General features: G+C 58.4%; 16 protein-coding genes. 10 read left to right on the forward strand and 6 right to left on the reverse strand.

The window, feature by feature from the left end; translation table 11 throughout:
* Positions 1-11 precede the first annotated feature (11 nt).
* From cheR to flhE, 7 genes are all read left to right on the forward strand, one after another.
* Positions 12-878 carry a protein-glutamate O-methyltransferase CheR gene (gene cheR / locus ACOTXF_RS13510; RefSeq protein ID WP_008500429.1) on the forward strand — a complete coding sequence of 289 codons (867 nt, stop codon included), beginning with the start codon at positions 12-14 and terminating at the stop codon, positions 876-878.
* Positions 875-1,924, forward strand: a complete 1,050-nt coding sequence (locus ACOTXF_RS13515) for a protein-glutamate methylesterase/protein-glutamine glutaminase (RefSeq protein ID WP_008500430.1) — start codon at positions 875-877, stop codon at positions 1,922-1,924. Before cheR ends, ACOTXF_RS13515 begins: the two co-directional genes overlap by 4 nt.
* 17 nt (positions 1,925-1,941) lie before the next feature.
* Complete coding sequence (gene cheY / locus ACOTXF_RS13520) at positions 1,942-2,331, forward strand: chemotaxis response regulator CheY (RefSeq protein WP_008500431.1); 390 nt, start codon at positions 1,942-1,944, stop codon at positions 2,329-2,331.
* 10 nt (positions 2,332-2,341) lie between these two features.
* Positions 2,342-2,986 (forward strand): protein phosphatase CheZ, encoded by a 645-nt coding sequence (gene cheZ / locus ACOTXF_RS13525; protein WP_008500432.1) that lies wholly within the window; start codon positions 2,342-2,344, stop codon positions 2,984-2,986.
* 148 nt (positions 2,987-3,134) lie between these two features.
* Complete coding sequence (gene flhB, locus ACOTXF_RS13530; protein ID WP_021240449.1) at positions 3,135-4,283, forward strand: flagellar biosynthesis protein FlhB; 1,149 nt, start codon at positions 3,135-3,137, stop codon at positions 4,281-4,283.
* On the forward strand, positions 4,276-6,354 hold the full coding sequence (flhA, locus tag ACOTXF_RS13535; protein ID WP_047747368.1) for a flagellar biosynthesis protein FlhA: 2,079 nt from the start codon (positions 4,276-4,278) through the stop codon (positions 6,352-6,354). The genes flhB and flhA overlap by 8 nt, the downstream gene beginning before the upstream one ends.
* Positions 6,354-6,746: a flagellar protein FlhE gene (gene flhE, locus ACOTXF_RS13540; protein WP_045418914.1), complete on the forward strand. Its 393-nt coding sequence runs from the start codon at positions 6,354-6,356 to the stop codon at positions 6,744-6,746. Before flhA ends, flhE begins: the two co-directional genes overlap by 1 nt.
* Before the next feature lie 57 nt (positions 6,747-6,803).
* On the opposite strand, the gene argS is transcribed toward flhE, so the two are convergent.
* On the reverse strand, positions 6,804-8,537 hold the full coding sequence (gene argS / locus ACOTXF_RS13545) for an arginine--tRNA ligase (RefSeq protein WP_008500436.1): 1,734 nt from the start codon (positions 8,535-8,537) through the stop codon (positions 6,804-6,806).
* Positions 8,538-8,776: 239 nt separating this feature from the next.
* Here argS and ACOTXF_RS13550 point away from each other — a divergent pair, with 239 nt between their 5' ends.
* Together ACOTXF_RS13550 and cutC are read left to right on the forward strand one after the other, a co-directional pair.
* Positions 8,777-9,346 (forward strand): VOC family protein, encoded by a 570-nt coding sequence (locus ACOTXF_RS13550; protein ID WP_039266608.1) that lies wholly within the window; start codon positions 8,777-8,779, stop codon positions 9,344-9,346.
* 69 nt (positions 9,347-9,415) lie between these two features.
* Positions 9,416-10,159, forward strand: coding sequence for a copper homeostasis protein CutC (gene cutC / locus ACOTXF_RS13555; RefSeq protein ID WP_047722443.1), 744 nt, complete (start codon positions 9,416-9,418; stop codon positions 10,157-10,159).
* A 175-nt stretch (positions 10,160-10,334) separates the two neighbouring features.
* On the opposite strand, the gene cmoB is transcribed toward cutC, so the two are convergent.
* Genes cmoB through ACOTXF_RS13580 form a run of 5 tightly spaced genes read right to left on the reverse strand, consistent with a single transcriptional unit; the run spans position 10,335 to position 13,915 of the window.
* A complete protein-coding gene (cmoB, locus tag ACOTXF_RS13560; RefSeq protein WP_032652494.1) occupies positions 10,335-11,306 on the reverse strand; it encodes a tRNA 5-methoxyuridine(34)/uridine 5-oxyacetic acid(34) synthase CmoB in 972 nt (323 codons plus the stop codon).
* Positions 11,303-12,046: a carboxy-S-adenosyl-L-methionine synthase CmoA gene (cmoA, locus tag ACOTXF_RS13565; RefSeq protein ID WP_047747372.1), complete on the reverse strand. Its 744-nt coding sequence runs from the start codon at positions 12,044-12,046 to the stop codon at positions 11,303-11,305. Before cmoA ends, cmoB begins: the two co-directional genes overlap by 4 nt.
* 40 nt (positions 12,047-12,086) lie before the next feature.
* A complete protein-coding gene (locus tag ACOTXF_RS13570) occupies positions 12,087-12,482 on the reverse strand; it encodes an MAPEG family protein (protein ID WP_021240443.1) in 396 nt (131 codons plus the stop codon).
* Positions 12,483-12,533: 51 nt separating this feature from the next.
* The gene (locus tag ACOTXF_RS13575) at positions 12,534-13,352 is read right to left on the reverse strand and encodes a DUF72 domain-containing protein (RefSeq protein ID WP_047747374.1); all 819 of its coding nucleotides are present in this window, start codon (positions 13,350-13,352) and stop codon (positions 12,534-12,536) included.
* The gene (locus ACOTXF_RS13580; protein ID WP_048962831.1) at positions 13,349-13,915 is read right to left on the reverse strand and encodes a hydrolase; all 567 of its coding nucleotides are present in this window, start codon (positions 13,913-13,915) and stop codon (positions 13,349-13,351) included. The genes ACOTXF_RS13575 and ACOTXF_RS13580 overlap by 4 nt, the downstream gene beginning before the upstream one ends.
* A gap of 263 nt (positions 13,916-14,178) precedes the next feature.
* Between ACOTXF_RS13580 and aspS the strand changes: the two genes are divergently transcribed.
* Positions 14,179-15,951: an aspartate--tRNA ligase gene (gene aspS, locus ACOTXF_RS13585; protein WP_008500445.1), complete on the forward strand. Its 1,773-nt coding sequence runs from the start codon at positions 14,179-14,181 to the stop codon at positions 15,949-15,951.
* Position 15,952: the final 1 nt, after the last annotated feature.

The raw sequence follows: 15,952 nt of genomic DNA on the forward strand, positions 1-15,952 counted from the left end.
AAGAAGGCGCTATGACATCACCAATGCCCCCTGGGCAAACGTCATTATTGTTGCAGATGACACAGCGCCTCGCGCTGTCCGACGCGCATTTTCGTCGGATATGTCAGTTAATCTATCAGCGTGCGGGGATCGTCCTTGCGGATCATAAGCGGGACATGGTCTACAACCGTCTGGTGCGGCGCTTGCGTACGCTGGGGCTGGATGATTTTGGTCGCTATCTGAGCATGCTCGAGGCGAACCAGAACAGCGCCGAGTGGCAGGCTTTTATTAACTCGTTAACCACCAACCTGACGGCGTTTTTCCGTGAAGCTCACCACTTCCCGGTCCTGGCCGAGCATGCGCGCCGTCGCACCGGGGAGTATCGCGTCTGGAGTGCGGCCGCCTCGACGGGTGAAGAGCCGTACTCGCTGGCGATCACCCTTGCCGATACGCTGGGGATGGCGCCGGGACGCTGGAAGGTCTACGCCAGCGATATCGATACCGAAGTGCTGGAGAAGGCGCGTAACGGCGTTTATCGCCAGGATGAACTGAAAACGCTGTCGCCGCAGCAGCTGCAGCGTTATTTCATGCGCGGCACGGGCCCGCATGAAGGCCTGGTACGCGTACGCCAGGAGCTGGCGAACTGCGTCGAATTCGCGCCCGTTAACCTGCTGGATAAGCAGTACAACGTGCCGGGGCCGTTCGACGCCATTTTTTGCCGTAACGTCATGATCTATTTTGATAAAACGACGCAACAGGACATTTTGCGTCGGTTTGTTCCGTTGCTCAAGCCTGACGGTTTACTGTTTGCCGGGCACTCGGAAAACTTCAGCAACCTCGTGCGTGAGTTTAGCCTGCGTGGGCAAACGGTATATGCGCTGAGTAAGGAAAAAGCATGAGTAAAATCAGGGTATTGTCCGTCGATGATTCAGCGCTGATGCGTCAGATCATGACTGAAATTATCAATAGCCACAGCGACATGGAGATGGTGGCAACCGCCCCCGATCCGCTGGTAGCGCGGGATTTAATTAAAAAATATAACCCCGACGTGCTAACGCTGGATGTCGAGATGCCGCGCATGGATGGCATAGATTTCCTCGAAAAATTAATGCGGCTGCGGCCCATGCCGGTGGTGATGGTCTCCTCCCTGACCGGGAAAGGATCGGAAATCACCCTGCGCGCGCTGGAGCTGGGAGCGGTGGATTTTGTCACCAAGCCGCAGCTCGGCATTCGCGAGGGGATGCTGGCGTACAGCGAGATGATCGCCGAGAAGATCCGCACCGCGTCGCGGGCAAAGCTTGCCGCCCATACGCCGATGGCCGCGCCTGCGACCCTGAAGGCCGGTCCCTTACTCAGCTCGGAAAAACTGCTGGTCATTGGCGCGTCAACCGGAGGAACAGAGGCAATTCGTCATGTACTCCAGCCATTGCCGCTCTCAAGTCCGGGTATTCTGATCACGCAGCATATGCCGCCAGGCTTTACCCGTTCGTTCGCCGAACGCCTGAACAAGCTGTGCCAGATCAGCGTGAAAGAGGCGGAAGACGGCGAGCGCGTGCTGCCGGGACATGCCTATATCGCCCCTGGCGACAAGCATATGGAACTGGCGCGCAGCGGCGCTAACTATCAAATCAAAATTCATGACGGACCGCCGGTCAACCGGCACCGTCCGTCGGTGGATGTGCTGTTTCATTCGGTGGCGAAACATGCGGGGCGCAACGCCGTTGGGGTGATCCTGACGGGGATGGGCAACGACGGGGCCGCCGGAATGCTTGCAATGCACCAGGCTGGCGCCTGGACGATTGCGCAGAATGAAGCAAGTTGTGTGGTGTTCGGCATGCCGCGCGAGGCCATCAATATGGGTGGCGTGAGCGAAGTGGTCGATCTTAGCCAGGTAAGCCAGCAGATGCTGGCGAAAATCAGTGCCGGACAGGCAATACGTATTTGACTCAGGAGTATTATTTTATGGCGGATAAAGAGCTTAAGTTTTTGGTTGTGGATGACTTTTCCACCATGCGTCGCATTGTGCGCAACCTGCTGAAAGAGCTGGGCTTCAATAACGTTGAAGAAGCAGAAGACGGCGTGGATGCGCTGAACAAACTGCAGGCGGGCGGGTTTGGTTTTGTGATCTCCGACTGGAACATGCCAAACATGGACGGTCTGGAACTGCTGAAAACCATTCGTGCTGATGCGGGAATGGCGTCCATGCCGGTTCTGATGGTCACGGCAGAAGCGAAAAAAGAGAACATCATTGCCGCTGCACAGGCGGGCGCAAGCGGCTACGTGGTGAAGCCATTCACGGCGGCGACCCTGGAAGAGAAGCTCGGTAAGATCTTCGAGAAACTCGGCATGTGAGGTGTTGGTTATGATGCAACCTGCTATGAAACCCGTTGAAGAACACTCGCCGAGCGACATTATCGTCCGCATCGGCAGCCTGACGCGCATGTTGCGTGACAGCCTGCGTGAGCTGGGTCTGGATCAGGCAATTGCCGAAGCGGCGGAAGCGATTCCTGATGCACGCGATCGTCTGGACTACGTCGTGCAGATGACCGCTCAGGCCGCGGAACGTGCGCTGAACAGCGTTGAAGCGTCACAACCGCACCAGGATGCGATGGAAAAGGGTGCGAAAGCGCTGACCAAACGCTGGGACGAGTGGTTTGAGAACCCAATCGAGCTGGCGGATGCCCGCGAACTGGTGACCGACACCCGTCAGTTCCTGGGGGATGTGCCGGGTCACACCAGCTTCACCAATGCCCAACTGCTGGACATCATGATGGCGCAGGATTTCCAGGACCTGACCGGTCAGGTGATCAAGCGCATGATGGATGTGATCCAGGAGATTGAGCGCCAGCTGCTGATGGTGCTGCTGGAGAACATCCCGGAACCGGCAGCCCGTCCAAAACGCGAGAACGAAAGCCTGCTCAATGGTCCACAGCTCGACGCCAGCAAGGCGGGCGTGGTGGCAAGCCAGGATCAGGTGGACGACCTGCTGGACAGCCTCGGCTTCTGATGGTCCATTCCGCTTCAGGGGGTTAACGCTGCCTGGGGCGGTTTGCGACAAAATCACCGAAAAGAGCCCGAATAAACGGGCTTTTCCCGCCATTGGATTTCCGCTGCGCTGGCATGATACCCGTGACGTAATGGGCTGAGCGTGCACAGTGGCAGAAGAGAACGACGACAAAACGGAAGCCCCCACACCCCACCGACTAGAAAAGGCGCGTGAGGAAGGGCAGATCCCCCGATCCCGAGAATTGACCTCCCTGCTGATCCTTATCGTAGGGGTGTGCATTATCTGGTGGGGCGGGGAGTCGCTCGCCCGCAAGCTGGCGGGCATGCTCTCAACCGGCTTACGTTTTGACCACAGTATGGTCAACGATCCGAATCTGATCCTCAGCCAGATTATTCAGCTGATTAAAGGGGCCATGGTTGCGCTGCTGCCCCTCATTACCGGGGTTGTGCTGGTCGCGCTGGTCTCGCCGGTGATGCTCGGCGGTCTGGTCTTCAGCGCCAAATCGCTGCAGCCGAAATTTTCCAAACTCAACCCGCTGCCGGGTATTGCGAAAATGTTCTCTGCCCAGACCGGGGCCGAATTGCTCAAAGCCATTCTCAAATCGGTGCTGATGGGCAGCTCCGCGGGGTTTTACCTCTGGTACCACTGGCCGGAAATGATGCGTCTTATCAGCGAATCGCCGCTCACCGCGATGAGCAACGCGCTGAATCTGGTCGGGCTCTGCGCGCTGCTGGTGGTGCTCAGCATTATCCCGATGGTGGGTTTTGACGTGATCTTCCAGCTCTATACCCACTTCAAGAAGCTGCGGATGTCGCGTCAGGATATCCGTGACGAATATAAGCAGATGGAAGGTGACCCGCACGTGAAGGGGCGCATCCGCCAGATGCAACGTGCCGCCGCCCGTCGCCGCATGATGGACGATGTGCCTAAGGCCGACGTCATCGTTACCAACCCGACACACTATTCCGTTGCGCTGCGCTATGACGAAAACAAAATGAGCGCGCCGAAAGTGGTGGCGAAAGGGGCGGGACTGATCGCGCTGCGTATCCGTGAAATTGGCACCGAACACCGCGTGCCGATCCTCGAAGCCCCTCCGCTGGCGCGTGCCCTGTACCGCCATGCGGATATTGGACAACAGATCCCGGGACAACTCTACGCCGCCGTGGCGGAAGTGCTGGCCTGGGTATGGCAGTTGAAGCGCTGGCGTCTGGCCGGCGGTCAACGGCCTGTGAAACCTGAGAACCTTCCGGTGCCTGCCGCGCTGGATTTTATGAACGAGAAGGACACTGATGGCTAATCTGGTGGCAATGTTGCGCCTGCCCGGCAACCTGAAATCGACCCAATGGCAGATCCTGGCCGGGCCGATTCTGATCCTGCTAATTCTGTCGATGATGGTACTGCCGCTCCCGGCGTTCATCCTCGACCTGCTTTTCACTTTCAATATCGCGCTGTCCATTATGGTGCTGCTGGTGGCGATGTTCACCCAGCGTACCCTGGAGTTCGCCGCGTTCCCGACCATTCTGCTGTTTACCACCCTGCTGCGACTGGCGCTGAACGTGGCGTCCACGCGTATCATCCTGATGGAAGGCCACACCGGGGCGGCAGCGGCAGGTAAAGTGGTGGAAGCGTTCGGCCACTTCCTGGTGGGCGGTAATTTCGCTATCGGTATCGTGGTGTTCGTCATCCTCGTGATCATCAACTTTATGGTCATCACCAAGGGTGCAGGGCGTATTGCGGAAGTGGGCGCGCGCTTTGTGCTGGACGGGATGCCGGGCAAGCAGATGGCGATCGACGCCGACCTGAACGCCGGGCTAATCGCCGAAGATGAAGCCAAAAAGCGCCGTGCGGAAGTGACGCAGGAGGCGGACTTCTACGGCTCCATGGACGGTGCGAGTAAGTTTGTGCGTGGTGACGCCATCGCGGGCATTCTGATCATGGTGATTAACGTGGTCGGCGGCCTGCTGGTGGGCGTATTGCAGCACGGGATGGACATGGGCCACGCGGCGGAAAGCTATACGCTGCTGACCATCGGTGACGGTCTGGTCGCGCAGATCCCGGCGCTGGTGATCTCCACTGCGGCGGGTGTCATCGTGACCCGCGTGAGCACCGATCAGGACGTTGGCGAGCAGATGGTGGGACAGCTGTTCAGTAACCCGCGCGTGATGCTGCTGGCCGCGGCGGTGCTCGGGTTGCTCGGCCTGGTGCCGGGTATGCCAAACCTCGTCTTCCTGCTGTTTACGGCGGCGCTGCTGGGCCTTGCCTGGTGGATGCGTGGCCGTGAAACCAAACCGGCAGCGGAACCTGTTCCGGTCAAAATGCCGGAGAATAATCAGGCCGTCGAAGCGACCTGGAACGACGTTCAGCTGGAGGATTCTCTGGGAATGGAAGTCGGGTATCGCCTGATCCCGATGGTCGATTTCCAGCAGGACGGCGAGCTGCTCGGCCGTATCCGCAGTATCCGTAAAAAATTCGCCCAGGACATGGGCTTCCTGCCGCCGGTGGTACACATCCGCGACAATATGGACCTGCCGCCCGCGCGCTATCGCATCCTGATGAAAGGCGTTGAAATTGGCAGCGGTGATGCCTATCCGGGCCGCTGGCTGGCGATTAACCCCGGCACCGCCGCAGGCACGCTGCCGGGCGAGCAAACCATCGATCCGGCCTTTGGTCTGACCGCGATCTGGATTGAAAGCGCGCTGAAAGAGCAGGCGCAGATCCAGGGTTACACGGTTGTTGAAGCCAGTACCGTGGTGGCAACCCACCTTAACCACCTGATTGGGCAATTCTCGGCGGAGCTGTTTGGCCGTCAGGAAGCGCAGCAGCTTCTGGACCGCGTCACGCAGGAGATGCCGAAGCTAACGGAAGATCTGGTCCCCGGCGTGCTGACCTTAACCACGCTGCATAAGGTGCTGCAAAACCTGCTCGACGAGAAGGTGCCGATCCGCGATATGCGCACCATTCTGGAAACCCTTGCCGAGCACGCGCCGATACAAAGCGATCCGCACGAGCTGACGGCGGTGGTGCGCGTGGCGCTGGGACGGGCAATCACCCAGCAGTGGTTCCCGGGAACCGGGGAGGTGCAGGTGATCGGCCTCGATACGCCGCTTGAGCGTCTGCTGCTGCAGGCTCTGCAGGGTGGGGGCGGCCTGGAGCCGGGCCTGGCGGATCGCCTGCTGGCGCAAACCCAGGAGGCGCTGGCGCGTCAGGAGATGCTCGGCGCGCCGCCGGTGCTGCTGGTGAACCACGCGCTGCGTCCGCTGCTGTCCCGCTTCCTGCGCCGCAGCCTGAGCCAGCTGGTCGTGCTGTCGAATCTGGAGCTGTCGGATAACCGTCATATCCGCATGACCGCGACGATTGGAGGAAAATAATGCGTAAATGGCTTTGGCTGCTGTTCTTCCCGCTGGTGGCACAGGCTGCCGGGGGAGGCGCCTGGCAGGCGAGCAGCATGGGGGTGACCCTCAGCAACCGCGGTGTTGCCATGTCGTCTAACCCGCTGGCGCCTGCTGAAGAGGTTTCCGGTCTGATGGGCCTGGTGGTCTGGAACTACCGGCTGATTGGCCCAACGCCAGCGGGCCTGCGGGTGCGCCTCTGCTCTCAGACGCGCTGCACGGAAATCGACGGCGAAAATGGAACAACGCAGGCGTTCAACGGCGTGCCGGCTATTGAACCTTTGCGTTTCATCTGGGAAGTGCCGGGCGGGGGACGTTTGATCCCGGCGCTGAAGGTGCAGAGTAATTCTGTCATCGTGAACTACCGCTGACGGTTGAATTGTCAGGACTGCAAAAAAACAAAACCCGGCGATTGCCGGGTTTTTGTATTACATACGTTCTACGGTTTCGATACCCAGAGTATCCAGACCCAGCTTCAGGGTCTTCGCCGTCAGCTGCGCCAGCTTCAGGCGGCTGTTGCGGACCGATTCATTCTCCGCAGAGAGAATAGGGCAGTGCTCGTAGAAGCCGGAGAACAGACCCGCCAGATCGTACAGGTAAGCACACATCACGTGCGGCGTGCCGTCACGCGCGACCACGGTCAGCGTCTCTTCGAACTGCAGCAGACGCGCCGCCAGCTGCGCTTCACGATCTTCCGTGATGGTCACGGTGGCATTCGCCAGCACGCTTTCGTCGATATTGGCTTTGCGGAAGACCGACAGCACGCGGGTGTAAGCGTACTGCATGTACGGCGCCGTGTTGCCCTCAAACGCCAGCATGTTATCCCAGTCGAAGATGTAGTCGGTGGTACGGTTCTTGGACAGGTCCGCGTATTTCACCGCGCCGATACCCACGGCGTTCGCCAGTTTTTCCAGCTCGTCGGCCGGCATGTCCGGATTCTTCTCGGCCACCAGACGACGGGCGCGTTCCAGCGCTTCGTCCAGCAGGTCGGAGAGCTTCACGGTCCCGCCCGCACGGGTTTTGAACGGCTTGCCGTCTTTACCCAGCATCATGCCGAACATGTGGTGTTCCAGCGGAACGCTGTCCGGTACGTACCCGGCTTTACGCACGATGGTCCACGCCTGCATCAGGTGCTGGTGCTGACGGGAGTCGATGTAGTACAGCACGCGGTCGGCGTGCAGCGTTTCGTAACGGTATTTCGCGCAGGCAATGTCGGTCGTGGTGTAGAGGTAGCCGCCATCCTTTTTCTGGATGATCACGCCCATCGGTTCGCCTTCCTTGTTTTTGTACTCATCAAGGAACACCACCGTTGCGCCTTCGCTCTCAACCGCCAGGTTTTTCGCTTTCAGGTCCGCCACAATGCCGGGCAGCATTGGGTTATACAGGCTTTCACCCATCACGTCGTCACGGGTCAGGGTGACGTTCAGACGGTTATAGGTAAGCTGGTTCTGCGACATGGTGATGTCAACCAGCTTGCGCCACATCTCGAGGAAGTATTGATCGCCGCCCTGCAGTTTTACCACGTAGCTGCGCGCGCGCTCGGCAAAGGCTTCATCTTCGTCATAGTGCTTTTTGGCTTCGCGATAGAACCCTTCCAGGTCCGCCAGCGCCATTTCGCCCGCATTTTCCTGCTGCTGTTTTTCCAGGTAAGCAATCAGCATCCCGAACTGGGTACCCCAGTCGCCCACGTGGTTCGCGCGGATCACCTTGTGACCGAGGAACTCGAGCGTACGCACCGCGGCATCACCGATGATGGTGGAGCGCAGGTGGCCAACGTGCATCTCTTTCGCCACGTTCGGGGCAGAGTAGTCGATCACGACGGTCTGCGCTTCCGGCTGGGAAACACCCAGACGATCGGATTTCAGCGCCGCGTCAACGTGGCTTGCCAGGAAGGCAGGCTCAAGGAAGATGTTGATAAAGCCCGGGCCGGCGATTTCGGTTTTGCTGGCAATGCCGGCGAGATCCAGATGCGTCAGTACCTGCTCAGCGAGCTGTCGCGGCGGCATACCCAGTTTTTTAGCCACTGCCATCACGCCATTAGCCTGATAGTCGCCAAACTGTACTTTTGCTGACTGACGAACCTGCGGTTCGCAATCCGCAGGCGCGCCTGCGGCAATCAGTGCCTGACTGACTTTTTCGGAGAGAAGAGCCTGAATATTCACCTGGATACCTTACTTTTTTGATGCGGGCTCACAACCACCCGCGCCAGTTAGAGAATTTAGGGCGGGAGTATACTGCAAATGCCTTCTGCCGTCAGCATCGCGGGGCCTGAAGATCGCTCAGAATCCAGGCTAAGAAGGTGTGCATAAACATGCAGTCGTAAAAAGCCGGATTCTGCGGTTGGTCAAAACAGAGCAACAGAGTAAATTAGCGGCTTTGCGACACGAAAAGAGAGTGACTTATGGCGAACTGGCAATCCATTGACGAACTGCATGATATTTCCGCAGATTTACCGCGCTTCACCCAGGCGTTCACAGAACTTGCCACCCGTCTCGGCCTGGATATCGCGCCGCTCGAGGCCGATCACATCTCTTTGCGCTGCCATCAGAATGCTACCGCAGAGCGCTGGCGTCGCGGATTTGAACAGTGCGGCGAGTTACTGTCCGAGAATATCATTAACGGTCGCCCCATCTGCCTGTTCAGGCTGCGTGAGCCGGTGAACGTGGCCCACTGGCAATTCACCGTGGTTGAACTGCCGTGGCCGGGCGAGAAGCGCTATCCGCACGAAGGGTGGGAGCACATTGAAATTGTCCTGCCGGGTGAGCCGGAAACATTAAACGCGCGCGCGCTGGCCCTGTTAGCTGACGAAGGCTTAAGCCAGCCGGGGATTTTTGTGAAGACCAGTTCGCCCAAAGGCGAACGCGAGCGGTTACCCAACCCGACGCTGGCCGTCACGGACGGGCAGGTCACGGTGAAGTTTCATCCCTGGACCATTGAGCAGATCGTTGCCAGTGAGGCGCAAGAGATGTGAGTTCCCGCCGGGACTGAAAACAGACGGCGTGTCATGATGGTGCGTTTGGTGGAATTTAAGGAGGATTACATGGCGCTGCTGGAGATTTGCTGTTACAGCGTGGAGTGTGCCGTCACCGCGCAAAATTACGGGGCTGACCGCATTGAACTGTGTGCGGCACCCAAAGAGGGCGGGCTGACGCCTTCTTACGGCGTGCTGAAGGCTGCCCGTCAGGCCGTCACGATTCCCGTTCACCCGATTATTCGTCCACGCGGCGGTGATTTTTGTTACACGGCGGGCGAGTTCGGTGCCATGCTTGATGATATCGCCCTCGTGCACGACCTGGGGTTCCCCGGGCTGGTCACCGGCCTGCTGGATGAAGACGGCAATATCGACCTCCCGCGCATGCGTCAGGTCATGAGCGCCGCGCAGGGGCTCGCCGTCACTTTTCATCGCGCATTTGATATGTGTAGAGATCCGCTTCAGGCCTTTGAAACGCTTGGAGAACTTGGCGTGGCGCGCATTCTGACATCGGGTCAACAGCCGTCCGCTGAAAAAGGACTGCAATTAATTACGGAACTAAAAGCACATTCCGGTGTTCCAATAATAATGGCGGGTGCGGGAGTCCGTGCCAGCAATCTGGAACGGTTTTTAAACGCCGGGGTAGAAGAGCTGCACAGCTCGGCAGGCAAATGGATGCCGTCACCCATGCGTTATCGCAATACAGGATTGTCAATGTCGACGGATGCTGAAGCGGATGAGTATTCACGCTACGGCGTAGAGGGAGAGTCGGTTGCGGAAATGAAGTCGCTGATTGAGCGCCATCACGTGTAGCAACGTACCGATTTTTACCGCGCATCATGTCGCCCAATATGATGCTTGCTTGTACCAGGCCCCTGCAAATTACACAGGGGCCTTTTTTTCTCCTGCGCCCGGTAGCGCTTCGCTTACCGGACCTGGGAAATCGGGAGTAGGCCGGGTAAGGCGCAGCCGCCACCCGGCTAACAGGCTACGGCTTCGTCGCAATCAACACCGCTCGCATCGGGGCCGGATAGCCTTCAATGGTTTTGCTGTGATCGGCCGGGTCGAGGAACTGCTCCAGCGATTCGGTGATCATCCACTCGGTCCGGCGCTGCTCTTCGATAGAGGTCACGCTGACATCGGCAATTCGCACATCCACAAATCCGCATTTCTCCAGCCAGTTCTTCAGAGCCAGCGCGGAAGGGATGAAGTAAACGTTGCGCATCTGCGCGTAGCGATCGCCCGGTACCAGAACGGCATGTTCATCGCCTTCGATCACCAGCGTTTCCAGCACCAGCTCGCCGCCGCTGACCAGCTGATCTTTCAGTTGCCACAGGTGCTCCAGTGGGGAACGGCGGTGATACAACACGCCCATGGAGAACACGGTATCAAAGGCTTTCAGTGCGGGCAGCTGCTCAATACCCAGCGGCAGCAGGTGCGCGCGCTGGTCGTTACCCAGCAGCTTACGTACCGCTTCAAACTGACACAGGAACAGCTGCATCGGGTCGATACCGACCACCAGATGCGCGCCCGCGCCAATCATGCGCCACATGTGATAGCCGCTACCGCAGCCCACGTCCAGAATGGTGCGCCCGGTCAGGTCGGAAAGGTGCGGCAGAACGCGATCCCATTTCCAGTCTGAGCGCCATTCGGTATTGATGTTCACGCCGTACAGCGAGAACGGCCCTTTACGCCACGGCATCAGGTTGCGCATCAGCGTTTCGATACGGTTGATCTGCCCTGGCGGAAGCGGTTCTTCACTCTCTGCGGTGACGCTGTGCAGGAGATCCAGACGATGCGGGGTCAGTTCCGGCAGAAACTCCACCGCATTTGACCACTGCTTTAACAGACCGTGCTGCTGATCCCGCTGCCAGGCGGCAATCTGCGCAGGCAGCGTCTCCAGCCAGTGGGAGAGGTGATTTTTGGCAATCAGCTGATAGAAGTTGCTGAACGCGATCATGCGGGTTTCCCCGCTTTCAGCGCCACCAGAGACCCAAAGTTGAAGCACTGGAACCACAGTTCGCTATGCTCAAATCCGGCCTGACGCAGGCGCGCCTTATGGGTTTCTACGGAGTCCGTCAGCATCACGTTTTCGAGCATGCTGCGCTTCTGGCTGATCTCCAGCTCGCTGTAGCCGTTCGCCCGTTTGAAATCGTGGTGCATATTGAACAGCAGCTCGCCAACCTCGGCATCTTCGAAGCTGAATTTCTCCGAGAGCACCAGCGCGCCGCCAGGATTCAGCCCCTGATAGATTTTGTCCAGCAGCAGCTGGCGGTCTTCCGGCACCAGGAACTGCAGGGTGAAATTCAGCACCACCATCGAGGCGTTTTGGATCTCGATCTCACGGATATCGCCTTCCACCACGTCAACCGGAACAGGGGCTTTGTAGGCGTCAATATGGCGACGGCAGCGTTCCACCATGGCCGGAGAGTTATCCACGGCAATGATTCGGCAGCCTTCGTGATGAACGTTACGACGTACCGACAGCGTTGCCGCGCCGAGCGAGCAGCCCAGGTCATAGACCTGCGTGCCGGGATGAACGAAGCGCTCAGCCAGCATGCCGATCATAGAGATAATATTGGAATAACCGGGAACAGAGCGCTGGATCATATCCGGGAAGACTTCGGCTACCCGTTCATCGAAGGTCCAGTCGCCCAGGCTGGCGATAGGCGCGGAAAAAAGCGTGTCGCGATCTGACATAACGTAAAAATCCGGGAAAAATAAAGTGGCGTATTGTGCGCTAATGGAGGGAGAAAACCAACTCCCACGGCATATACCACAGGTTAGCCAGCACCATCAGCAAAAGCGAACACCAGGTTGCACTCATGCCGGAACGACGCCAGCGGATTAAGCGGTGGTGAAAGCCGTAATAATGCATCAGGCGGCCAGCGATAAGCAGCAGGCCACAGATGTGCACCATCCAGGTTTCTGCGCCATTCATCTCCATAAACAGCAGCAGGATGAGGGCCGCGGGGATGTATTCGACCGCATTGCCGTGAATGCGGATAGCGCTTTGCAGCTCGGAAAATCCGCCGTCACCGTAAGAAACGCGGTAGAGCGTTCTGAGGCGCACAACGTCAAATGAAAACTTAATCAGCAGTAATGCACCTAACACCGCGTACAGCGCGCTGACCATACAAACTCCCTGTTTTTGGCAGATGGCACTTCCCTATGATAGGGGGTGATATCAGAAAAGAGAAGATTGTTGTGGGATGGAAGGGGCGCTGCCCACGGATGGCACCGCAGCCTGCAAGGCCTGCCACAGAGCATCGACCAGTTCAGGGGCCTGGGCAATATCCGGCGTGTGCAAAAAGAGATACGGCGTGGTGGTGTGTTCCCACGAGGCCAGTTTTTCCAGCCAGACGGCGAACATTGCCTGGTTTTGCGGCATTTTATCGCTGCCGATAAACCTGACCATTGGGTTCTTCGCGGTCACGATGGCGTGGACCGGCACTTTCGGTTTTTTACGCTGAGCTTCAATGATGGCCTCGTTATGCGGTATCGCGCTGTGCACCGGACGGCTATCGAGGATCACACGGTTAACGGAACGCTCAAGCAGGCCGCGGTTGAGCGCTTTTTCCGCTTCGCCTTTCGCAAAGAAGTCCTGGTGTCGAACCTCCACGCCGTAGGTAAATTCCCGGGGCAGGGCATCCAGGAACTGCCAGAGCGCAGGCAGGTCGCGCGGAGCAAACGTGGCCGGAAGCTGCAGCCAGTACTGGCCGATGCGGTTTGCCAGAGGCGCCATCCGGCCAAAGAATTCGTCGGTCAACTCACCGCAGTTTCGCAGCGCGGCCTGGTGAGAAATGGTCGCCGGAAACTTGAAGCAGAAGCGGAAGTCGTCGGTTGTTTGCTCCCGCCAGCGCGCAACAATCTCGGCTTTAGGGAGCGCATACAGGGTGGTATTACCCTCGACGCAGTTGAAGTGTCGGGCATACTCCTCAAGGCTGGTGATGCCCAGACGCACCCATTTCGGGTGCGACCACTGGGGCAGGCCCACATACATCATAACGCGCTAAGGATCTCGTCCGTGCTGCGCACGCGACCGATGCGCGGGAAGATGTGCGTCATGCTGCCCTGGTGCTGTTCCGCCGAGGCCGCGCTACACGCATCTTCGGCAATCACCAGATTAAAGCCCAGCTCCCACGCGTTGCGGGCAGTCGACTCCACGCCGATGTTGGTGGAAATGCCGCACAGGATGATCGTGTCAATGCCGCGACGGCGGAGCTGCAGCTCGAGATCGGTCCCGTAGAAGGCGCCCCACTGGCGTTTGGTCACTTCAATATCGCCGTCGCGTTTGCCGAGTGAGGCCGGGTACGTCCACCAGTTTTCAGGCAGGGCGCGTGTAGGGGCCTGGGCATCAACGGGCTGTTTTAACGCTTCGGCGTAATCCGCAGACCAGCCGACGCGCACCATGACAACAGGCGCACCGCTGGCACGGCATTTTTCCGCCAGGCGGGCGGCGCGGCTGACCACATCGTCCGCGGTGTGCGGGCCACCGGCGAAGGGCAAAATGCCTTCCTGTAAATCAATCACCACAAGCGCGGTTTTGCTGGCATCAAGGGTTAACATCGTTACTCCCGTTAAATGAATCACTTCCACACACCATACGACGCGATGGCCTGTTATTGGTCGCATAATTTTGTTAATTTTTGTGAGAATGCGCAATAAGAGTGCAGCAAACGACCGCCTGGCCGTGGTTCGCTCTTATCGTCCGGCGGAATTTCCAGTATAATAGCCGCCTTTTTTCATCCAGTTGTGACATACAGAAAGCTGCGACATAGTAGCCTGCATACCAGGCGACATTTAGCCTGCGGCTAATTAAGGGATATCTCATGCGTACAGAATATTGCGGGCAGCTGCGTCAGTCCCACGTCGGACAGCAGGTCACCCTGTGTGGTTGGGTCAATCGTCGTCGTGATCTTGGTAGCCTTATCTTCATCGATATGCGCGACCGCGAAGGTATCGTTCAGGTGTTCTTTGATCCGGATCGCGCAGATGCGTTGAAGCTGGCCTCTGAGCTGCGTAATGAGTTCTGCATTCAGGTCACCGGCACCGTGCGTGCGCGTGACGAGAAAAACGTTAACGCCGACATGGCGACGGGTGCCATTGAAGTGCTGGCGTCCGATCTGACGATCATCAACCGTGCTGAAGCGCTGCCGCTGGACTCCAACCACGTCAACACTGAAGAAGCGCGTCTGAAATACCGCTATCTGGATCTGCGTCGTCCGGAGATGGCTCAGCGCCTGAAAACCCGTGCGAAAATCACCAGCCTGGTGCGTCGCTTTATGGATGACCACGGTTTCCTCGATATCGAAACCCCGATGCTGACCAAAGCCACGCCGGAAGGCGCGCGCGATTACCTGGTGCCATCCCGCGTCCATAAAGGCAAATTCTACGCGCTGCCGCAGTCTCCACAGCTGTTCAAACAGCTGCTGATGATGTCCGGCTTCGATCGCTACTATCAGATCGTGAAATGCTTCCGCGACGAAGACCTGCGTGCTGACCGCCAGCCTGAATTTACCCAGATCGATGTGGAAACCTCCTTCATGACCGCCGAGCAGGTGCGTGAAGTGATGGAAGCCCTGGTACGTAGCCTGTGGAATGACGTGAAAGGCGTTGAGCTGGGCGATTTCCCAATCATGACCTTCGCGGAAGCCGAGCGTCGCTACGGCTCTGACAAACCCGACCTGCGTAACCCGATGGAGCTGGTGGACGTAGCTGATCTGGTTAAAAACGTGGAGTTCGCGGTCTTCGCGGGTCCGGCTAACGACGCCAAAGGCCGCGTGGCCGCGCTGCGTGTACCGGGCGGAGCGGCTCTGAGCCGTAAGCAGATCGACGACTACGGCAACTTCATCAAGATCTACGGCGCGAAAGGTCTGGCCTATATTAAAGTGACCGAGCGTGCGAAGGGGCTGGAAGGTATCACCAGCCCGGTTGCGAAATTCCTGAACGCGGACATCGTGGAAGCGATCCTGGAGCGCACCGGCGCGCAGGACGGCGACATGATCTTCTTTGGTGCAGATAACAAGAAAGTCGTTGCGGATGCGATGGGCGCGCTGCGTCTGAAGCTCGGTAAAGACCTGAATCTGACCGACGAGAGCAAATGGGCGCCGCTGTGGGTTATCGACTTCCCAATGTTTGAAGACGACGGTGAAGGCGGCCTGACCGCGATGCACCACCCGTTCACCTCGCCGAAAGACATGACGGCCGCCGAGCTGAAAGCGGCACCGGAAGAGGCCGTCGCCAACGCCTACGATATGGTCATCAACGGCTACGAAGTGGGCGGTGGTTCCGTGCGTATTCACAGCGGTGAAATGCAGCAGACCGTGTTCGGCATCCTGGGCATCAACGAGCAGGAGCAGCGCGAGAAATTCGGCTTCCTGCTGGACGCGCTGAAATACGGTACGCCTCCGCACGCGGGTCTGGCCTTCGGTCTTGACCGTCTGACCATGCTGCTGACCGGCACCGATAACATCCGTGATGTTATCGCTTTCCCGAAAACCACTGCTGCAGCGTGTCTGATGACCGAAGCGCCAAGCTTTGCCAACCCGGCCGCACTGGCTGAGCTGGGCATTGAGGTGGTGAAGAAGGAAGAGAAAAACTGAT

The sequence above is a fragment of the Enterobacter cloacae complex sp. IR53041 genome, from assembly GCF_049238285.1.
Taxonomy (GTDB): Bacteria; Pseudomonadota; Gammaproteobacteria; order Enterobacterales; family Enterobacteriaceae; genus Enterobacter; species Enterobacter roggenkampii.